This window comes from Natrinema amylolyticum (genome assembly GCF_020515625.1).
Taxonomy (GTDB): Archaea; Halobacteriota; Halobacteria; order Halobacteriales; family Natrialbaceae; genus Natrinema; species Natrinema amylolyticum.
Genome location: NZ_JAIWPJ010000001.1, coordinates 346,168 through 367,199 on the forward strand (window position 1 = coordinate 346,168; position 21,032 = coordinate 367,199).

General features: G+C 64.6%; 13 protein-coding genes and 1 pseudogene. 5 read left to right on the forward strand and 9 right to left on the reverse strand.

Annotated elements, in window-relative coordinates; genetic code table 11:
• Nucleotides 1-192: 192 nt before the first annotated feature.
• Both LDH66_RS01785 and LDH66_RS01790 read left to right on the forward strand, forming a co-directional pair.
• On the forward strand, nucleotides 193-1,221 hold the full coding sequence (locus tag LDH66_RS01785; protein WP_226479371.1) for an LLM class flavin-dependent oxidoreductase: 1,029 nt from the start codon (nucleotides 193-195) through the stop codon (nucleotides 1,219-1,221).
• A gap of 902 nt (nucleotides 1,222-2,123) precedes the next feature.
• Complete coding sequence (locus LDH66_RS01790) at nucleotides 2,124-2,264, forward strand: hypothetical protein (protein WP_226479372.1); 141 nt, start codon at nucleotides 2,124-2,126, stop codon at nucleotides 2,262-2,264.
• Nucleotides 2,265-2,348: 84 nt separating this feature from the next.
• Here the strand turns inward: LDH66_RS01790 and LDH66_RS01795 are convergent, their stop codons facing one another.
• The gene (locus tag LDH66_RS01795) at nucleotides 2,349-2,765 is read right to left on the reverse strand and encodes a hypothetical protein (protein ID WP_226479373.1); all 417 of its coding nucleotides are present in this window, start codon (nucleotides 2,763-2,765) and stop codon (nucleotides 2,349-2,351) included.
• A 146-nt stretch (nucleotides 2,766-2,911) separates the two neighbouring features.
• Nucleotides 2,912-5,185 carry a helix-hairpin-helix domain-containing protein gene (locus LDH66_RS01800; RefSeq protein ID WP_226479374.1) on the reverse strand — a complete coding sequence of 758 codons (2,274 nt, stop codon included), beginning with the start codon at nucleotides 5,183-5,185 and terminating at the stop codon, nucleotides 2,912-2,914.
• A 394-nt stretch (nucleotides 5,186-5,579) separates the two neighbouring features.
• Between LDH66_RS01800 and LDH66_RS01805 the strand changes: the two genes are divergently transcribed.
• Nucleotides 5,580-7,037: an MATE family efflux transporter gene (locus tag LDH66_RS01805; protein ID WP_226480933.1), complete on the forward strand. Its 1,458-nt coding sequence runs from the start codon at nucleotides 5,580-5,582 to the stop codon at nucleotides 7,035-7,037.
• 25 nt (nucleotides 7,038-7,062) lie between these two features.
• On the opposite strand, the gene LDH66_RS01810 is transcribed toward LDH66_RS01805, so the two are convergent.
• The 3 genes from LDH66_RS01810 to rdfA all read right to left on the reverse strand — a co-directional run bounded on the left by LDH66_RS01810 (nucleotide 7,063) and on the right by rdfA (nucleotide 11,281).
• Nucleotides 7,063-7,845: an SRPBCC family protein gene (locus LDH66_RS01810; protein ID WP_226479375.1), complete on the reverse strand. Its 783-nt coding sequence runs from the start codon at nucleotides 7,843-7,845 to the stop codon at nucleotides 7,063-7,065.
• A gap of 783 nt (nucleotides 7,846-8,628) precedes the next feature.
• Nucleotides 8,629-10,590: an archaea-specific SMC-related protein gene (locus tag LDH66_RS01815; RefSeq protein WP_226479376.1), complete on the reverse strand. Its 1,962-nt coding sequence runs from the start codon at nucleotides 10,588-10,590 to the stop codon at nucleotides 8,629-8,631.
• A 64-nt stretch (nucleotides 10,591-10,654) separates the two neighbouring features.
• The gene (gene rdfA / locus LDH66_RS01820) at nucleotides 10,655-11,281 is read right to left on the reverse strand and encodes a rod-determining factor RdfA (RefSeq protein WP_226479377.1); all 627 of its coding nucleotides are present in this window, start codon (nucleotides 11,279-11,281) and stop codon (nucleotides 10,655-10,657) included.
• A gap of 867 nt (nucleotides 11,282-12,148) precedes the next feature.
• On the opposite strand from rdfA, the gene LDH66_RS01825 reads away from it, so the two are divergent.
• Nucleotides 12,149-14,404, forward strand: a complete 2,256-nt coding sequence (locus LDH66_RS01825) for an NADP-dependent malic enzyme (protein WP_226479378.1) — start codon at nucleotides 12,149-12,151, stop codon at nucleotides 14,402-14,404.
• Between the two features lie 16 nt (nucleotides 14,405-14,420).
• Here the strand turns inward: LDH66_RS01825 and gfo6 are convergent, their stop codons facing one another.
• Both gfo6 and xacF read right to left on the reverse strand, forming a co-directional pair.
• Nucleotides 14,421-15,491 (reverse strand): D-xylose 1-dehydrogenase Gfo6, encoded by a 1,071-nt coding sequence (gfo6, locus tag LDH66_RS01830; protein ID WP_226479379.1) that lies wholly within the window; start codon nucleotides 15,489-15,491, stop codon nucleotides 14,421-14,423.
• Nucleotides 15,492-16,300: 809 nt separating this feature from the next.
• Nucleotides 16,301-17,740, reverse strand: coding sequence for a 2,5-dioxovalerate dehydrogenase (gene xacF / locus LDH66_RS01835; RefSeq protein WP_226479380.1), 1,440 nt, complete (start codon nucleotides 17,738-17,740; stop codon nucleotides 16,301-16,303).
• A gap of 122 nt (nucleotides 17,741-17,862) precedes the next feature.
• Here xacF and LDH66_RS01840 point away from each other — a divergent pair.
• Nucleotides 17,863-18,175: pseudogene (locus tag LDH66_RS01840) on the forward strand (GntT/GntP/DsdX family permease); the annotation flags it as partial.
• Nucleotides 18,176-18,580: 405 nt separating this feature from the next.
• Here LDH66_RS01840 and LDH66_RS01845 read toward each other — a convergent pair.
• The gene (locus LDH66_RS01845) at nucleotides 18,581-19,816 is read right to left on the reverse strand and encodes a mandelate racemase/muconate lactonizing enzyme family protein (protein ID WP_319004349.1); all 1,236 of its coding nucleotides are present in this window, start codon (nucleotides 19,814-19,816) and stop codon (nucleotides 18,581-18,583) included.
• 84 nt (nucleotides 19,817-19,900) lie between these two features.
• Nucleotides 19,901-20,944, reverse strand: a complete 1,044-nt coding sequence (locus LDH66_RS01850) for a zinc-dependent alcohol dehydrogenase (protein WP_226479382.1) — start codon at nucleotides 20,942-20,944, stop codon at nucleotides 19,901-19,903.
• Nucleotides 20,945-21,032 lie beyond the last annotated feature (88 nt).

Here is a 21,032-nt window from a genome sequence, read left to right on the forward strand (position 1 = left end):
CTATTTGATCTGTAGCTGTGAACGTGCGTTCGCCGGGCGAGGCCAGTCGAACTGGCAAGCGCACCGCAGCCCGATAACTGTGGCAGAGATACGCATGATTTCTGCAAGAGTACTGCGGAGTGACGGATTCCGGTGAAAGCACAGACCTTCTGGTAACCGAACCGTTATCCTTCGTACTCTCCGAGACCGGATATGGAACTCTCTGCCGTTGACCTCTCTCCGGTTCCCGACGACGGCACCGCGACCGATGCCTACGCGAACACCGTCGAGGCCGCACAGCAGGCCGAGCGACTCGGCTACTCGCGATTCTGGGTAGCCGAACACCACGGAATGGCGAGTACCATCGCGGGCACGACGCCCGAAGTATTGCTCGGGCACCTCGCCGCCGAGACCGACTCGATCCGCCTCGGATCGGGTGCAGTGTTGCTCAACCACTACAGTCCGTTCAAGGTCGCCGAACAGTTCGGCGCGCTGGACGCGCTCGCTCCGGGCCGCATCGACGCGGGTCTCGGGCGTGCGAACGGATCACCGGCCGCCGACCGCGCCCTCGGGACGGACCGACGCGTTCAGAATCCCGACGACGACCACGCCGAGAAGATCGAGGCCGTGATCAATCACCTCTACGACGACTATCCAGACGGACACGCTTACAGCGACCTCGAGATTCCGCACTCCGGCGAAGCCGAACCCGTACCGTGGGTGCTCGGTTCGAGCCCTTCGAGCGCGGCTATCGCGGGCGAGTTGGGCCTGCGATACTGTTTCGCGGCGTTCATTCGGCCGCAACTCGCTACGCGTGCGTTCGAGGCGTATCGCGAGCACTTCCAGTCGTCGCGGTTGGGCGACGGTATCGACGACCCGCAGGGGTTGATTGCGGTGAACGCGGTCTGCGCCGAGACCAACGAAGCGGCGGCACGGCTCCGAGCAGTGGCTGAGGCGTCGTTCAAGCGGATGCAACGCGGGGAGGTCGGCACGTCACTGTCAGTCGAGGAAGCCATCGACGAACTCGGTGGCGTCCCGCAGCCGACGCCCGCGACGCTCGAGGCAGACGAGTGGCCGCGTGCGATCTCCGGGAGTCCGGAAACGCTCGCAGGCCTGTTGACGCAACTCTCCGAGCGCGTCGGTGTCGACGAGGTGATGATCCAGCACGTCGTCGCTGACCACGACGACGCGCTCCGCTCTCACGAGTTGCTGGCTGACGGCGTCGGCCTCACGTCACACTGAAGGCGGATACGATCGCTCGAGGGTACCGATTCGTTGGAATTCGTTCGTCCGATAGCGGTCGCTACGAGGGGGTGACTTCCCGGAGCGATATTCGGATTGCGCGTTTCCTCGGGCCTCGAGGCTGCGTTCACACCAGATCTCAACGCGGTCATCCAGTTGGACTGGGACGTGTGTTTCAGCGCGTACACCCTGTCAAGTCACGGGTATCAGTGAGTGAGAGGACTGTGATTTCAGTCGTCTACAGCAGAAATCACACGTCTCAGTGATCGTAGCGACTGGATCGATTCGGGTAGGATGGAGCCAGAGCGGACACGCGCCGGGTGATGGACGTGGAAATCCGACTCCAGCTCGAACTAGTACCATTTTCAAAAACTATTCGAGGACTCGAGAGGTTTGATATCGAACGCAGTCGAAAAGCGGTCCGCGATTGGGTCCACACATCCGAGGCCCAGCCGACGGTTGTCGTACCCCGAATCACGGTTCGTTCGACGAGACGGGCGTTCGAAGTGACGAACACCGCTACCGGCTCTCCGCTGTTGTTGAGAGGGAAAGAAACACAATTCACCGTAACAAGCTGCATTCGACGACAGAAACAGTCTGACAGAACGGATCCTTCGGGAACTCATCGAGAGAGATAATCTCGACGATGCCGTGTTTCTCTCGAGAGGGCAAACCAGCCACAGACTGCACCGTTGACGCAGTCCGGTTTCGAGACGAGAAGCGGAGAGACCGGAACGTTACTTCAAATATAATCTATTGGGTGAAATGAGGTACCCCTCTGACTTCAAACTATTTCAGAGGGGTCTCGTGTTCGGAGGATCCGGCATCACTGCAAACGAGATCCGTCTCTCTCGGAGAGAGTAGCGGTGAAGCTTAAACCGATACGAGTGGTATATCGACTCATGGCATACCAGCTGCGATGCGACAGCTGCGACCTCGAGAGCGAGCACACCGACTGGGCTGACGCGAACAGGGACGCCAGCGATCACGAGGCCGAGTACGCCGACCACTGGGTGAGCATCGTCGATCTGCGGGAGGCCTGACCGACGGTTTCGGCGGCTGGAGAGAGCCGTCTCCGAGGCCGCTCGTCGAGAACGAGTCGCGTCGCTTCGTCGACCGGCGATCGCTTATCGATTCTCGAGCCCGGTTTCGCTCTCGAGGTAGGCCGACAGGATCGCGGTGTGGACCGTTCGACTGTCCGTCTCCCGAATCGTGGCGGCGGCCTGGAAGCGTTCGCGAGCGCGCGTCACCGTCTGTGGCTCGGCGGCGAGGTGGGCGAGCACGAACGCGTCGGCGTCGACCGCTCGAGCGGCCTCGAAGTCCGCCTCGTCGTACAGGGTCGCGAAATCCGCGACGACGTCCGAGACGAGCCGATCGGTCGCGTCAGCACCGGGATCGCCGACGGGGACGCCGGATTCGGACGGATCGAAATAGTCCTCGTAGTCGACGACGCCGGCTTCCTCGTACAGGTACGTTTCGAGCGCGTCGGCGACCGACGCCGAGACGTAGACGCCGAACAGTTTGTATCGATCGTCGCTGGTCATCACGTGGAGTACTGCACCGTGTTCCCGTAAGCGATGCTCTCGAGGACAATAAATCTGTGAGGGGTCGCAGCGATAATCGATCTGGCACTACGTGTTCGTGCTCGCCCCGGAAACGAACCGAACAGCCCGTTTAAACGCTGAACGCGTCACGTATCGGCCTGCTCGATCCAGCTCGCCGCTCGCTTCTCGGTGACCTCGGCCGCGTCGGCGACCGTCTCGCTGTCGGCTCGTGCGAGGTCGTCGAGCGAGTCGATCCCCGCGTCGACGAGCCGCTGGCGGTACATCGAATCGAGTCCGTCGACGAGTTCGAGTCGCCGGTGCGTGGCGTCGGGATCGGCCGCTAACTGCCGGTGCAGTTCCTCGAGCCGTTCGACGTGTCGCTCGAGGAGGGCCGCCGTCCGGTCCCGAGCGACTCGCTCGTCGGGCCGATCCGGTCCCGCATGCGATTCCTCGAGCCGGCCCCGAGACGGGCTCTTTCTCGAACCCATCATCGCGGCGGCGAGTTCGAAGGGGGCGCTGGCGACCGTCTCGGCGAGTCGCAACTGCTGGCGCTGCAGTGCCACCCCTTCAGAGACGGCGTTTCGAGCGAGTCGCTGCTGGAGTTCGACGGCCTGTCTGCCCGGCTCCAGTGCCGCTCGTTGGGCGGCGAGCATGGCCGACAGCGGAGTGGCGGATCGGCTCCGATCGTCATTTGCGGGCTCGTCTGACGCCGTTCCTTCGGATTCGCTCTCTTCGGGTTCGCTCTCGAGGTCCTCGAGTGGCGCACGATCCTGCTCACCGGCCGTCTCGGCCGGCCGGTGATCGATATCGGAGTCGTCCTCGGTGACGATTCGCCGGTCGGCCGTCTCGACGCTGGCCTCAGTTCGAGTCTGCTCCCCACTGATGGTCTCGGGATCGATATCGGGACCCGTCTCGCGGTCGACATCGGCGACCGGCTCGATGTCCGGTCCCCGATCCAATTCGTCGACCAGATCCGTCTCTTCGGACGGCTTCGAGTCCGCAGTCGCCTCGAGTCCGGCACTGTCGTCGCTCTCCGCGACCGACTCGAGATCGGATCCCTGGTCGAGTTCCTCGGCGAGATCCCTCTCTCCGGCGGTCGTTTCTGGGGCGTCCGCGGACCCCCCGGAGTCGGCGGCCGCCTCGGTCGACTCGATATCGATTCCGGTGTCCAGTTCGTCCGCGAGATCCATCTCCTCTGTCGGCCGCTCGTCGGCGTCGTCCAACCCGTCGCTGACGTCTTCGAAGGAGTCGCTCTCGACGCTTCGATCGATCTTGTTCGCGTTCGCGTCCGTGTCCGCGGACTCTGTCGCCGGTGCCGACCCGCTCTCGTCCGCCGCCTCTCCCGAAGCAGCGTCGCTTTCGGTCGACCGGGCCCCGTCGGTCGCGCCCCGTTCGGCCGCCATATCCACGGTCGACGCGGCCTCGTCGGGGACTCCGTCCGCACCGGCGCTGTCCGAAGATGCGGCTCCCGTTCGCTCCGCTCGGCCGGTTTCTGACGGTTCCGAGGAGTCGTCAGCGTCGTTCGATCCGCCGATGACGGTGCTCTCACCGGCCGCGCTCGTTCCCACGGGTTCGTCCGTTTCCGTCGCGTCCGACTCGTCAGTCGATGCCGTCTCGTCAGTCGATGCCGTCTCGTCAGTCGATGCCGTCTCGTCAGTCGATGCCGTCTCGTCGGCCGATGCCGTCTCGTCGATCGCTCTGGTCTCCTCGAGCCCGTCCCGCGCGTCGGTATCGACGATCTCGTCGGCCGCGCTCGGTGCGTCGAACTCGCTTCGCTCCTCGGCCTCGAGCGGGTCGTCCGCGACCGGCACGTCGGATTCAGTGGCGGCGTCAGCGTCGCCGGTACTCGCCGCCGGATGGACGTCCGCCGCTCCCTCCCGTTCGTCGGCATCGTCGCTCTCGTCGGCCGGATGCAGTTCGTCAGCGCCGCCCATCTCTTCGACGGGATCAGCCGGTGCGGTTCGATCGTCCTCCGTAACCGGCTCCGAGGGTTCGGTCCCGTCCGCCTCGTCGGGGTCCGGACCTCGCTCTACGATGACGTCGGGTTCGGCCGTCTCGGTATCGTCGGATTCGACTTCGGTCCCGGGCGTCGGTTCATCGGTTCCCGTCGCGTTCGGTTTCCCACCCTCGGAGCCTCGGCTGTCGTCGTCGATATCGGTATGCGTCGTCTCCGGCTCCTCGGGCTTCGACTCGAGCCGAATCACGTCGTCCGAAATCGTTTCGACTGCGTCTTCACGAATTACGACGGTATCCCCGGCGGCCCGTTTCCAGCCGAGGGCGACCCTGATCGAATCCACGACGCCGGAACGTGGCTCGACGTGAGCGGTGTCGCCTTCGATTTCCGCGACGGTGCCGATCACCTCACCGTTCGCGTTCTCGACCGTTTTGTCGATATCGTCCGGCGAAAACGTTGCACACATACTGGCTGGTGAGCGAGTCCGAGATAAGGCAGTGCTGCCTGCATCCGCGTGGGCGTCTCCGCCGACAACGGGCCGGCCGGTCCGCTCCCGCTCGCCCGACTCTCTCGAGGCGTATCCACCGCCAGACGACGCCGCTCGATCGGTCGAACTCGCCTCGGGACCGCTCGTGCTCGAGCGGACGCGGCCGCAGGGACACGCACTATCTGGCCTACCGGCGGGTTCCGTTTCAGTCGCCGGTACTGTCCTCCGCTCGTATTGAATCACATATATGAGTGAGCCATTCGGTGCCATATACTATCGAAGCGGCCCCATACCGCGTGATCGACCATGACGTATCGCTGAGGTATAAAGCGTTTTAGCGCTGAGACCCGAACGATCGAGCGTGGCTTCTCGAGTGCCGAATCCGCTCCGCTGGCTCCTGCTCTCGATCGGGTCCCTGCTCGCGCGGTCGGGGATGGTCGACCAGCGGCGCGTCGAGCGGACGACCGATCTCGCCTGGCCGCGGATCGTCACCGGCATCGCCCGGATGTCGAAGTCCGCGGCGGACGTAGCGATGGTCGGGATCGCGTTGGGACCCGCGGCGATCGCCGGCGTCGGCTTCGCGACCCCGTTCTGGTCGATCGCGTTCGCCGTCGGGGGCGGAATCGCCGGCGCGACGATCAGTCTCGTCTCGCAGCGCTACGGCGCACGGGCGACCGAGAAGCTGTCGCTGGCGGTGACGACCAGCGCGCTCGTCGTCGTCGCGATCACCGTTCCCCTCGCGGTCCTCTACTGGACCGTTCCCGAGCGACTGATCGGACTCGTCGGAAACGACGCGGCGTCGATCGCCTACGGGGCGGACTATCTCCGCGTCCTCGCCCTCGGCGTGCCCTTCGCCGCCGTGAACTTGATCGCCAGCCGGACGCTCGTCGGTGCCGACGACGCGTGGACGCCGATGACGCTCCGGGCCGGCGGCGCAGTCGTCAACGTCGCCGTCAACGCCGTCCTCCTGTTCGTCCTCGAGTGGGGCGTCGTCGGCGCGGCGATCGGGACGGTCCTGGCGAACGTCCTCGTCCTGGCGGCGTTCGTCACCGGGTTCACCGTCGGTCGGCTCCCCCTGATCGGGGAGTTCCCCGTGACGATCGACCTCTCGCAGCCGTATACGACCCTCCAGGACGTCCGAAACGTGATCGACATCGGGACGCCGCTGGTGTTTACGAACGTCGCCCGACGAGGCGCGCAGTTCCCGATGCTCGCCATCGTCGCGCTGTTCGGGCCGAACGTGGTGGCCGCTTACGTCGTCGCGCGCCGCGTCCGAGATCTGATGGACACGCCGGGCTGGGGCTTCTCGCTGGCCTCGAGCAGTCTCGTCGGGCAGGAACTCGGGACCGGCGACGAGGGTGACGCCGACACGTACGGCCGGGAAGTCCTCCGGTTCGGAACCGTCGTGTATCTCTTCAGCGCGGTCGTCGTCCTCCTCTTCGCCGAACGGGTCGGGCGGCTCTTCGTCGACGATCCGTCGATCCTGCCGCTGGTGACCACCTTCATCGTCGTCGCCTGCGTGAGCGTCGTCTTCCGCGGCATCAGCGGCGGTGCGACCGGTCCGCTCCGCGCGAGCGGCGACACCCGCTGGCCGTTCTACGGACAGGTGCTCGGACTCTACGTCTTCGCGCTTCCCGTGGCCGCTCTCGGGGCCGTCTCGATCCCCGTCGGTCCCCTCGAGGCCGTCACGCCGCTGGGAATCGGCGCGCTCTACGCGGCGCTGATCCTCGAGACGCTCGTTCCCGCCGTCGTCACGTACTACCGGTTCGCCGCCGGCCACTGGAAGGTCATCAGTCGCGGCTATCGGCCCGAGTCCACACCGGGTGATTGAGCCGCTGTCTCGGAACCGAGTTCGATCAGAGCAGGTCGCCGCTCCCGCGTGCGGACGGATTCTCTTCTAAGGTCGGAATCTCGCCGGTCTCGGCGAGGCTCTTGAACCGATTGAGTACCTTCTCGGCGATCGTTTCGGGAACGATCCCCAGTCGCTCGAGCAGCGCGGTACCGATGGTGCCACCCGGCGGGTCGAACCGCCACCGAAGCGTTACCTGCGTGCCTCGATCGCCCGGTGCCGGCCGGAACCGGACGCTGCCCTCGTTGGCGATCATCGCTCCCTCGAGCGTCTCCCAACGTAGATCCGGTTCGGACTCGCCGTCCGTAAGCTCCGTCTCCCAGGTCAAATTGGGTCCGCGGGGCGTCTGAACCTCCCAGTGGTGGCGATCCTCGCCGGCACCGGTCACCTCGGCGACGGGGCCCATGATCCGCGTTAGTCGCTCGGGGTCGCGCCAGTACGCCGCGAGCTCGTCCGCGGGCGCACCGACCGTGACGGATCGTTCGACCGTCACCGGCCCACCGGCGGCTCCGGTCGCGGATTCGTCCGGTTCACCCGTCATCTCCGTCGCCCGGTCTCGGAGCGGGCGGCGTCCGCTGACGCCGCGAACGACGAGCCACCCGCCGCCGATCGCCATCGCCGCACCGCCGAGCGATCGCCGTCTGAGACCGGCGACGACGAGCATCCCTCCGACGGCCGCGGTGGCCAGCCGTCTGCCGCGACCGCTCGAGCGTCCCGACTCGGAGCGAGGTCGAGCGCTCTCGCCGCCCCGTGATTCGATCGGTATCGTCTCCGACGACCGGTCGCTCATCGGTACCTCGACGGACCGCGTCGGTCGAACGAGCGAGCGATCGGTCGCCGGCGGTCCGCTGACTCGACAGTCCCGGGCCGTCCCGTCTCGAGCGGCCGCGGCCGTGGTATCGTGGAACAGTTCACACGGGAAACACGACAGCGGCGATATTGTAGCTTACAACTGCACATGCAACGGTACGCTCGTCGACGGTCGGTGATGACGCCGCCGGCGGCGACTCGACTCGAGTTCCGTCGTCGCCGTCCCGAGACGCGGGACGCGTCCCATCGTCGCGCGTGAGCGAGCGGGACCCCCGAACCGATCTCGCTCGGATAGAGACCATCTACCTTCCTGTTCCGTGACTATCTCATGGATGCGGTATATTCGAAATACAGACTTTACAGATATTCGTCTCGTCTCCGCAGCCATCGTTCGATCACGCCGCGGCTCTCGACCGGATACGCGATGTTTCGGGCAGTCTCCGTATCGTCTGTCGTCCTCGAATCCGTAACTCCTCCGTCGGACGAGCCCGCCTGCTCGAGACGTTCGTCGGAATTCGATTCGGTGTCTTGTACGTCGTCTACCGTGCCCGCCTTGTCGGTATTCGTGCTCTCTCTGAGCGGCAGAACGGTTGAGGAGAGTCTTCAGCACTGCATACATAGATATTTAGACTAGAGCTTCGACCTATCTGATAGACAGACAAAGACGGAACCCGGTCGATCTCCTATACGCGACCGACTCACCACCACTCACCGAGGATCGCGAAGAGAGACTGCATCGAAGCGGAACCCGGTGGACGCCGGCTTAAATCTCCTCGACGTACGTGTACGAGTCCGCCAGCGGCTCGGCGTCCTCGCGAAGCAGGGCGACGACGAGACAGTCGACGTACTCCTCGAAGTACTCCACGAGGTCGGCGATCCGGTTCGAATCGATCGCCTCGAGCGAGTCGAGCAGCATGAACGGGACGGTCTCGTGGACGTCGTGGACCAGATACCCCGCGAGGGCGAAGACCAGCCCCGTGACTTCGCGTTCGCTCTCCGAGAGGTGGTCGACGGTGTCCTCGTAGGTCCGGCCGTCCTCGGTCGTCCGGACGATGTGGAGATCGAACGCGGTCCGCGTGACCTTCCGTCGCCCCTCTCGGACCGTCGTCTCGCGGCGTTCGATCCAGATGCGATCGATGTTTCGATACTCCAGGATCGAGAGGATCGACTCCATGTGGTCGTTGAACGCGTCGACGGCGTTCGCTTCGATCCGATCGACGCGCGTTCTGAGATCGGTCAACTCCTCCTCGACCGTCTCGCGGCGCTCCTCGAGGGCGCTGCGCTCGTCGATCTTCGCCTCGATCTCCTCGATTCGGGCCTCGACCTCGTCGCGTTCGTCTTCGAGGTCCTCGAGTTCGAGTTCGAGCCGGTTCAGTTCGCGGTGGGTCTCGATGACCTCGCCGTACTCGGCGTTTTCGAACGTCTCGGCGTCATCTTCGAGGTCGTCGACCCGCGCCTGCTGGTCCTCGAGGTCGGCCTCGAGCTCCTCGATGCGCTGGGAGCGCCGCTCGAGTTCGTCTTCGATCGCCTCGAGCCGCGTTTCGACCTCCCCGCGTTTCCGACGTCGGTCCCGAAGTTCCTTCTGTCGGTCGGAGAGGTCGTCGATCTGCTCCTGGAGGTCGCTCCGTTCGGAGAGCTTTCGCTGGCGGAGCGAGCGCAACCGATCGAGCGTCGATTCGATCCGGTCGCGGTCGACCTGAGAGCCACAGGTCCAACAGACGACCTCGTCCGAGTCCGCAAGCAGCTGTTCGGTGATATCGCCGTCGTCCGCCTCGGACGTCCCCTCGGACTCGTCGAGGTCGAGATCGAGCTCGAGCCCGTCGTCGGCGAGTCGCTCCTCGTTGAATCGGATCACGCTCTGCAGTTCGCTGACCGTCGTGTCGAGCGATCGCTTCCGATTGCGAAGCTCCTGGATTCGCCCCTCGAGTCGGTCCGGCGACTCATCCTCCTCGTCGAACGCCTCGAGTTCGCCCTCGAGTTCGTCGCGCTCCCGTTCGAGTTCGGCGTGGCTCTCCCGCTCGGTCTCGAGGTCGTACTCGACGGACTCGAGTTCGGTTCGCGCTTCCTGCAGGTCGGCGAACGCCGACTCGATCTCTTCCTTTCGCTCGCGGCTCGCCTCGACGTCGAGATCGAACGCGTCGAGTTCGGCCTCGAGCTCCTCGATCCGTTCGGTCGTGGTCTCGATCTCGTCCTCGAGCGCGACGCGGTCCGATTCGAGCTCCGGGAGTTCGCTATCGAGCCGGGAGAGCTCCTCGAGTCGGTCGTCGAGGTCGCGCTTTTCGGTCTCGAGCTGGCTGATCTCCGCTTCGATCTCGTCGGTATCGATCGGCTGCATGATGAGCTCGCGGAGATCGTCGCCCCGTCTGACGGCGCGGCGAGCCTCGTTGGACTCGAGCAGGAAGGCGAACAGATCGGCGAGTTCCGGATCGTCGAGGTACGGGTCGCCGTCGAAGACGACCTCGCCGTTGCGCCGCTCGAGATATCGCGTGTACTGTTCATCGTCGAACGCCAGTTCGACGTGCCCGGTGTCCGCGTCGCCTTTCAGCGACGATCGTCGACTGCCCAGCGCCGCCATGATCGTCTGGAGGAACGACGTCCGGTTCGTCGCGTTCCGACCGGTCAGGACGTTCACGCCGGGCTCGAGCAGTACCTCGGTACTGTCGATGCCCCCGATGTTCTCCGCCGCGACGGTGATCGATGAGGCGACTGACTCTGGAGATGACATAATCTGTTCTTCTCGCCGCTGGACTAAATGCTATTTGGTTGCGGTTGATTTCCCGAGGGGCGGTTTACTCGGCGTCGGCAGTCTCGCAATCACAGCCGCCCTGATCGAGCAGTTCGGCGATCGGATAGTCAGCGCCGCAGTTCCCGCAAATCGTTCGAACGTCGACGAACACTTCGTACTCCCGATCCGTGATCTCGCCGGCGTTCCCGAGTTCCTCGAGCGTCGATTCCGTGATAACCTGTGTGCGGCCGGCGAGGCGCTGGACGGTCTCTTTCTTCCGTTCGATGCGATCCTCGGGGTCTTCCTCCGGGAGGGAGGCGTCGCGGACGTTCGTGAGATACGTATAGATCGTCTGGTGCGTGACGAAGTCGGAGCGGACGTCGTCGATATCGACGCCCGAGCGCTCGAGTTCGCGCCGTTTCCGAACCGCGTCGGATCGCGACACGTCGTCGTCCGTCAGCGTGCGATAGAGCGAGTCGATGTCCGTATCGAGGACGGACGAGCCCGCCTCGCGTACGGCCGCCCGGAGCACGGCCTGATTGAACTCGGTCGCGAGATCGCGGAGACTCGTCCGCTCCGTCCCGTCACCGACCCACTCGGCCTCCAGACGTTCTCCCCACTCCTCGAGGTCGTACCGGTCCATCACTCGCTCGACCTTCGTTCGTCGGCCGCCGCTCGAATCGTCTGTCATACCGGATGTCAGTGATTCCTATCGTACAAGTGTTGTGATTGCTCCCGGGACGCTCGAGCGAGACCAGTGTCGGTTCGAGTACTCCGATCGACCGGAATACCGACTCGATAGTGTAAGTATATCGCCAGAAGTCGAGAGCCATCGACTGTCAGATCGTCTCGATATCGGTCTCGGTCAGATCCCTGTCGGAGACGGAAGAGAGCCGTTCAATACGACCGAACTGGGAACACCTCCGGTCGAACTAGCGACTCGAATGGGGACTCTCCGTTTGTACTCTCGTCGGGTTAGTGACGGAACGGTGCGGAACGCGACGAAGAGAGATCGATCCCTACGGTCGACGAGACGACCGGTTACAGAGCTATGTCTGTAAATCGAGAGCAGTCGCGTTCCGGTCACGTTCACTATTACTGAACCATCTGTCGGTCTCGTTCGAAGCATACTCTCGATCAGCGAGTCGCCCGATTCCGCGGAGGATGGGTAGTGGAGCCGACACGGACGTCGTCCTCGGCTCGCAGTGTCCGTCGACACAATCGTCGATCGAACACGCGCCGTTTCTCATTAGGTAACGGGCAGGGTTCTCAGCCACTGACGGGAGCCGCGACTACGGGGGAAGGTTTAAGACCGATTCCGTTAAAGGGGTGACAATGACGGCTCGCCAGCAGCTAGTCGTACGACCGTATCGGTGTCCAAATTGCGAAGGCGATCTCACTTTCGACGGGCGATCGTGGCAGTGTCTCGACTGTGACCACGTTCCACGCCACTCCGCGGACTAATCGGCTTTCCGTCGGACGTCTGTTCCGGTTAGTGCAGATGACCGCGTACAGCCGTACACTTTTGTCGGTCCGCCGGAGACACACGACTACACCAATGGACGAAGACGCGCTCGAGTATCACAGGACCGACCCGCCGGGAAAGATCGAAATCGCGACCACGAAGCCGACGAACACGCAACGGGACCTCTCGCTCGCGTACTCGCCGGGCGTCGCCGCGCCGTGTCGAGAGATCGACGCGGACGCGGGCGAGGCCTACCAGTACACGACGAAGGGGAACCTCGTCGGCGTCGTTTCGAACGGCTCGGCCGTGCTCGGCCTCGGCGACATCGGTGCACAGGCCTCCAAACCCGTTATGGAGGGGAAAGGCGTCCTGTTCAAGCGCTTCGCGGATATCGACGTCTTCGATATCGAACTCGACCTCGACGATCCGGACGCGTTCGTCGAGTCGATCGCCGCGATGGAGCCGACCTTCGGCGGGATCAACTTAGAGGACATTGCGGCTCCGGACTGTTTCGAGATCGAAGAACGACTTCGCGAGCGCCTGTCGATCCCGGTGTTCCACGACGACCAGCACGGTACCGCCATCATCAGCGGTGCCGCCCTGCTCAACGCCGTCGAGATCTCCGGCAAAGACCTCGCGGATCTCCAAGTCACGTTTGCCGGCGCGGGCGCGGCTGCGGTCGCGACGGCCAAGTTCTACGTCTCGCTAGGCGTCCGCCGGGAGAACATCACGATGGTCGATATCGACGGTATCCTGACGACCGAGCGGGCCGAATCCGGCGACTTAGACGAGTACAGCCGCCAGTTCGCTCGAGACCATCCCGGGGACGACCTCGCGGACGCGATGGCGGGTGCAGACGTCTTCGTCGGCCTCTCGGCCGGCGGCATCGTCAGCCAGGAAATGGTACAGTCTATGGCCGACGATCCGATTATCTTCGCGATGGCGAACCCCGATCCGGAGATCGGGTACGAGGAAGCCAAACAAGCCCGCGACGACACGGTCATCATGGCCACCGGCCGATCGGATTACCCCAATCAGGTCAACAACGTCCTCGGATTCCCGTTCATTTTCCGCGGCGCGCTCGACGTGCGCGCGACCGAGATTAACGAGGAGATGAAGGTCGCCGCCGCCCACGCGTTGGCCGATCTCGCCAAACAGGACGTGCCCGATTCCGTGGTCAAAGCCTACGGCGATCAACCGCTGCAGTTCGGGCCCGACTACATCATTCCGAAGCCCCTCGACGCCCGCGTCCTCTTCGAACTCGCACCGGCAGTCGCGCGGGCGGCAATCGAGTCGGGCGCGGCCCGCGTCGAGCCCGATATCGACGAGTACGTCGAACGGCTCGAGGCGCGTCTGGGCAAGTCCCGGGAGATGATGCGGGTCGTCCTCAACAAGGCAAAATCCGATCCCAAGCGGATCGCACTTGCCGAGGGAACCGACGAGACGATCGTGCGAGCGGCGTCCCAGATGGTCGAACGAGGAATCGCGAAGCCGATCCTGATCGGCGACGAAGACGAGATCCGCAGTACTGTCGCGAACCTCGGCCTGGAACTCGATCCGGCCGTCGTCGATCCCGAGAGCGGCGACTACGAGGGGTACGCCGAGCACCTCTACGAGCGCCGAAAGCGAAACGGCGTCACCCGCCGCGAGGCCGAATCGATGATCCGCGACGACACCAACTACTTCGGCAGCGTCATGGTCGACCGCGGCGACGCCGATGCGATGCTCACCGGGTTGACGAACCACTATCCGTCGGCGCTCCGGCCGCCCCTGCAGGTGATCGGCACGGCGGACGACGCCGACTACGCGGCCGGTGTCTACATGCTGACGTTCAAGAACCGCGTTATCTTCGTCGCCGACGCGACGGTCAATCAGGCCCCCGGCGAGGACGTCCTCGAGGAAGTGACTCGTCACACCGCCGACCTGGCTCGCCGGTTCGACGTCGAGCCCCGCGCCGCCCTGCTCTCGTACTCGGACTTCGGCAGCGTCGACAACGAGGGGACCCGAAAGCCTCGCGAGGCGGCCCGCCGCCTCCGCGGGGACCCCGACGTCGAGTTCCCCGTCGACGGCGAGATGCAGGCCGACACCGCCGTCCTCGAGGAGATGCTGACCGGTACCTACGAGTTCAGCGATCTGGAGAAGCCGGCGAACGTGCTCGTGTTCCCGAACCTCGAGGCCGGGAACATCGGCTACAAGCTGCTCCAGCGGCTGGGCGGTGCGGACGCCATCGGTCCGATGCTGGTCGGGATGGACGAGCCGGTCCACGTCCTCCAGCGAGGTGACGAGGTCAAGGATATCGTGAACCTCGCGGCCGTGGCGACGGTGGACGCACAGGACGACGAGGACTGAGCGGGACCGCGAACCGCTAGAGGTCGAGCGGCTCGCCCCGCTCGGCGGACTCGTGGAGGGTCTCGATGATGCGCATGTCCTGCAGGCCGTGTCGGCCGTCGGGATAGATCTCCTCGTCACCGAGGAGGCGGTCGGCGAAGTAGTCGAACTCCTCTTCCATCTCGCGTTCGGCGTCGAAGCTATCGTGCTCGATCGTGATCGAGAGATCACCGCGCGAGAGGTGGAGCGAACACTCCCCGTGGAACGCCGGTCGCAGTTCGATCTGCCCCGCCGTCCCCGTGATCTTGAGGTGCGTATCCTCGTGAGCGTTCTGGCTCGAGGTCGAGATCATCTGGACGTCGTCCTCGAAGACCAGCAGCGACGAGGCGCGCTCGTCGGGCATCTCCGCGAAGGCTTCGTGGCTCGAGGCCATCTCGGAGTGGACGCTGACCGGGTCGCGCCCGAGCAGGAATCGCGTCGTGTTGATCGAGTAGATCCCCAGATCCATCACCGAGGTCCCGTAGCCGCTCAGATCAGGATCGAGTCGCCACTGGTCCGGATCGGGGATCATCTCGAGGAGCGGCTGACTGTTGTGGCCGTAGACCGAGACCGGCTCGCCGAGGAACCCGTCCGCGATCAGCTCGCGGGCTCGCCGGACCGCGGGATCGGTCTGCATGCGGTAGGCGATCATCAGCGGGACGTCCGCGGCTTCGCAGGCCTCGACCATCGCTTCGGCGCGCTCGACGGTCGCTTCCATCGGCTTCTCACAGAGGACGGCCTTGTCCAGGTCGGCCGCGGTCTCGACATACTCGAGGTGGTAGGCGTTCGGCGTTCCGACGTAGACAGCGTCGTACTCGTCGCTCGCTTCGCCGTCGTGGAACTCGTCGTAACTGATCCCGCGCGCCACGTCGTTCTCGTCGGCGAGCCGCGTCGCTTTCTCCGTCGAACTGCTGACGAGCGTCGTCACCTCGCCCAGTTCCGACGATTCGATCGCCGGCAGCGCGACGTCGATCGTCCACCAGCCCAGGCCCAGTAGGGCGTATCTGACGGTGCCGCTCTCGGTCGTCTGCCAGGTTCGCTCCTCGTAGTTATCGATCCAATCGAGCATGCTCTCGTCTATTCCCCGATCTGATAAAAAACGACCGATGACAGTGGCTGACGATGGCAGGGGTCGACCGCCGCCCGGCCCCGGTGCGCCTACGAATCGACCCCTCATTCCGTCGTCCTCCTCGAGCGGACGGTCACGGTGACGGTGCGTCACGCTCGACCTCGTCACACCGATCCACCGTGACGGCCCGCTGAAACCGCGTTCCCCGCCGGCGAAGGAGCGATTTCCGCTGCGAATCAAGCGTTCATCTATGAAGAACGGAAGTTCACGACAGACGCCGGATGTGGTCTACACTGCGACGCTCGGAAGGAACGCCAGACGACAGTCGGTCGATTTCGAGATGATGACTCGTTTTCGCAGTCTCGTATCACCGATACGTCCGTGCGTGATTGCTGAACGATAGTGATTCGGTTCGCTCACAGCCGGCAGCTCGCCGCATACACGGTCCCGGGCAGAGAACTGCGAATTTCGATCGGAACGTACACGTGTTCTAGCGGGTTCGTTTCCGAGCTCCGGTTCGAGATTACACAGCTACGTCTGTAACACAATACGGGATACCGTGCTGTCATTCCACATTTTGTTCGGCATTAGATAACGAAGTCCCGCGCTCGCCGAACGCGGAGTGCGTCGGTCGACGGTATCGGCCGTCTGCAAGCCCCTCCGGCGGATCGTTCGCTCTCCCGGCGTGAATGCAGTCCGATTCCCTCGTCTCCCGTCGTCCGACACCCAGCGCCCGACGGCGAACGGACCATCGTCATCGAAAAATAGCATTGCTTCCACTCCCCATCGAGACGGGGACGACTTCGTCGTCAGTAGTTGTCGTAGACCGTCTTGCTGATGCTGTAGAAGTCCAGCCCGGCGTCGCCCTGCTCGCGGTAGGTCTCGCTCGAGGAGTCCTTCATGCCGCCGAAGGGGACGTGGAGTTCGAGACCGGTGGTCTTCTCGTTGATCTTCACGACGCCGGCTTCGATCTCGTCGACGAAGCGGTTCGCTTCGCTGTGATCGTCGGTGACGACGCTGGCGGAGAGTCCGTAGTCAACGTCGTTGGCGACGCGGAGCGCCTCGTCGTAGTCGCTGACGGGGATGATCGCGAGCACCGGTCCGAAGACTTCCTCCCGAGCGATGCGCATCTCGGGGTCGACGTCCGAGAAGACCGCGGGCTCGACGAAGTAGCCCTCGCGGTCGAGCGCCTCACCGCCGAACTCGAGGGTCGCACCCTCGTCCTGAGCGATGTCGACGTACTCGAGCGTGCTCTCGAGTTCCGACTCGCTGACGTGGGGCCCCATGCCGGGGTCGTCGAGTCCGTGACCGTGGTCGATCGAGGCGGCGCGGTCGACGACGGCGTCGACGAATTCGTCGTAGACGTCCTCGTGAACGATGGCGCGGGAGGCGGCCGTACACGCCTGCCCGGTCACGCCGAACGCGCCGTCGGCGACGATCTGGGCCGCCTCCTCGGCGTCCGCCGTGTCGCTGACGACCGTCGGGTTCTTTCCGCCCATCTCGAGCTGGACGCGCTTGCCGTCCTCGGTCGCGGTGTCGTAGACGGTGTTACCGACCGCCGTGCTGCCGGTGAAGGAGACGGCGTCGACGCCCTCGTGACTGGCGATCGTGCTGCCGACCTCGCTGCCGGGCCCGGTGACGACGTTGATGACGCCGTCCGGCAGACCGGCCTCCTCGAGCGCGCTCGCCATCTCGTGGACGACGCCGGGCGCGAGCGTGGCGGGCTTGATGACGACCGCGTTGCCCGCGGCGAGCGCGGGGGCGATCTTCCAGGCCGGGATAGCGATGGGGTAGTTCCACGGCGTGATCAGGCCCGCGACGCCGAGAGGTTCGTTTTTCGTGTAGAGGTTCGTGTCTCGAGCGCTCGAGCTCTTGACCGTGCCGCCGATGTCGCTGGCCTTCGAGCCGTAGTAATGGAAGATGTCGATGGCCCGCTGTACCTCGCCGCCGGCCTCGCTCCGGGTCTTGCCCTCTTCCCGGACGAGGAGTTCGGTCAGTTCGTCCTTGCGCTCGTCGAGGAGCGAGCCGGTCTTCGCGAGGATCCGGCCGCGCTCGGGACCGGGGGTCGATCCCCACTCGTCGCTCGCGTCGCGTGCTGCTTCGATCGCTCGCTCGGTGTCCTCGGCGTCGGACTCCGGATAGGTCGCGATGACCTCCTCGGGGCTCGCGGGATCGGTCGTCTCGAACGTTTCACCGGTGTGCGATTCGGTCCACTCGCCGCTCACGTAGTTCAGCCGCTGGTCTGCCATACACGTAGACGTCGTCGCGTCCGCTCATAATTCTTGCCGTTCCGACCTTTCCGGTCGGCAGAATGTCCGGGCCGAGATCTGTGTAACTGGTTCGGCTGTTCCCACCCCTCATGCGGTAGTTCGGACTCCTCGTGACGGCATGGTTGATCGCCGTGGGAGTCTTCGTCGCTCGAGAGTTGCGATCGTTACCACCGCAGGCATCACGGTCCCACTAGCGAGCGGTCTCGAGGTCACCGTCGCGTATCTCGTCATGGCCATCGGTGCGGGCGCGTCGTTCTGTTCGTGGTACACGACAGCGGGTTCTGGATCATCACGGAGATCGGCGGTCTCACGCAGGCCGAGACGCTCAAGACGTGGACGGTCGCGACCGTCCTCATCGGGCTCGTCGAACTGCTGAGTACCCTCCTGGTTTCGACGATCCTCCCGCTGGCCTGAGGACGGCCCCCGTTTCACCGTCTCTCGCTGAGCCGGAGGCTCCGGGAGTGAAATCGGCGTGACTCGCACAATCGAGTGACGGAATCGACACGGCACAGCGCGCTCGAGGCGATCGACGGTGAACCGTTCAGCGCCAGCAAATGTCAGAGGCGGCGGAAACGTCGACGCCGACGGAGGTCGTCGCATATCGCACACTCACCTCACTCCTCCACTTCCTCCGTCTCACCAGAGCGAAGCGTTGCGGACACGATGTTGCTATGGGACAGCGTGGTGCAACGCGCCGCGCGTTCGGCGTCGGCTTCCGCCTCGTCAAACGACCGCTGAGCAAGGCCCAGCGAACTCGATGGCGATACCGTTACGCCTCGTCAAACGACGCAAATCGGAGATTTGCGAGCACGACGAAGCTCACGCTTCGTCGAACATCTCGGCACCGTCGGCCAGGTGCTCCTCGACGGCGTCGAAGTCGAGCGTGAGGCCCAGCCCCGGTTTTTCCGGCACTTCCGCGTAGCCTTCGTGGATGATGTCCTCTTCGACGAGGTCCGACCACCAGCCCAGTTCGTAGGAGTGGTACTCCACCGCCAGCGAGTTCGGAATCGCCGCGCCGACGTGGATGCTGGCCATCGTGCCGATCGGCGAGGAGACGTTGTGCATCGCGACCGGCACGTAGTACATGTCCGCCAGATCCGCGATCTTCCGGGTCTGGCGCATCCCACCGACGCGGGGGACGTCCGGCGCGATGATGTCGGCGGCCTGGTTCTCGAGGAGGCGACGGTTGCCGTGGTTGCGGTAGACGTTCTCGCCGACGGTGATCGGCGTCGAGGTCCGCTTGGTGACCTCCTCCTGGACGTCGTGGTTCTCCGGCGGGATCGGGTCCTCGAGCCACCAGACGTCGTAGTCCTCTAAGCGCTCGGCGAGGCGGTGTGCGCTGCCGGAACTGAACGACCAGTGGCAGTCGAATGCGACGTCGGCGCGGTCGCCGATGCGCTCGGTGACTTTCTCGACGATTTCGGCCTTGTGTTCGATCTCGGGGCCCCGGAGGTGACGGTTCGCGCGGTCTTTCTCGTGGCCCGAGGGGACGTCGAGGTCGAACTTCAGCGCGTCGTAGCCCAGATCCTCGACGACGCGCTCGGCCTCGTCGGCGCAGGCGTCGGGGTCGGCCTCGTCCTCGGTGTGGCAGTCGCAGTACATCCGCATCTCGTCGCGGTACTTGCCACCGATGAGCTGGTAGGCCGGGACATCCAGAATCTTCCCGGCGACGTCGTGCAGTGCGAGCTCGATCCCGGAAATCGCCGAAATCGCCTTCCCGGCGATCGACCCCTCACCGGAGAGCTTCTGGACGAGATGCTCGTAGAGGCGATCGATATCGAGCGGGTTCTCTCCCTCGAGGAAGGGTGCCATCCGCTCGATGATCTCGCGGTCGCCGGCGCCCCAGTAGGACTCGCCGTTGCCGACGAGGCCCGCGTCGGTGTAGACGCGGACCAGCGTCCAGGGGTAGTTGCCGTCGACGATCGTGGTCTGGACGTCCGTGATCTCGACGTCGCGCGGCCCGCGGGAGTTCGAAACGCCCATCGTCTCCGCGGAGAGGTCGCGCATCGTATACTCTGCGTTCGGGTCGGACAGCTGTCTGTAATCCATCGACAGTGGTGAATTACGGCAGGTGCTACTAAAACTTCCGTCTCAAACGGTCGCTGCTGGCGAGAAAAAATCCCTGCGAGTCCGCAGTCCTCAGTCGCGCAGGACCGAGACGTCGAAGACCGGCTTACAGGTGCCGCCGCTGACGAACGTCTCGAAGGCTTCGTCGGCGTCCAACAGCGAGAACCGGTCGTCGATGAACGTCTCGGCGTCGACGTCGCCCGTGTCGATCAAGCGCAGCGCGTTCTCGAAGTCCTCGTACTTCGACGCGTAGGAACACTGCAGGTCGATCTCCGCGCGGACGAGCGGCGAGTAGGGCATCGTCGTCTCGCCGGTCTGTCCGATGAGGACGATCTGGCCGCCCTTCCGGACCTCGTCGACGGCTGACGGCAGCCCCGACGGGTGACCCGTCGTGTCGAAGACGACGTCGTAGCCGATGCCGTCGGTCAGTTCGTCGCGGACGGCGTCGAGATCGTCGTCGGCCACGTTGATCGTCTCGAACCCGAGCTCTTCGGCGAGCGGGAGGCGGTAGTCGGCGTCCGGGCCGACGCCGCTGACGACGACCTCGCCGCCCTGTGCGCGGGCGACCTGGGCGGTGAGGAGCCCGATCGGGCCGGGCCCCTCGACGAGGACTCGCGTGCCAGCGCGCACGCGAGAGTTCTGGATGACCGCTCGCGCGGCGATGCTGGTCGGTTCGACCATGGCCGCGTGTTGCTGTTCGACGCTGTCTGGGACGGGGTGAAGCGCATCCTCGGGGACGGCGATATAGGGCTCGTAGGCGCCGTCGTGGTCCACGCCCGTGATGACCGAGTTCTGGCAGACGTTCGATTCGCCGATTTCGCACTGGTAGCAGTCGCCACAGCCGCGGATCGGCCGCTCGACGACGCGGTCGCCGACCGAGAACTTCGTCACGGCGTCGCCGACCTCGACGACGCGACCCGAGTACTCGTGGCCGATGACGGTCGGAAGCTCCATCCGCTCGAACGCCGATTCGAACTCGTAGATACCCGCGTCGCTGCCACAGAGACCCGCGTAATCGACTTCGATCAGCGCCTCGTCCGGCCCCGGCTCCGGCCGGTCGCGATCGACGAGTTCCATGGCTCCCTGGCTTCGACTAGTCTTGGCTAATCCACGCATGCTACCGGATCGTTCGCCGTCAGTTATAATTCTGTGGGGTTTGATCTGGGACCGGTATCGACCCGACGGACGGCGCGATAGCTATCCC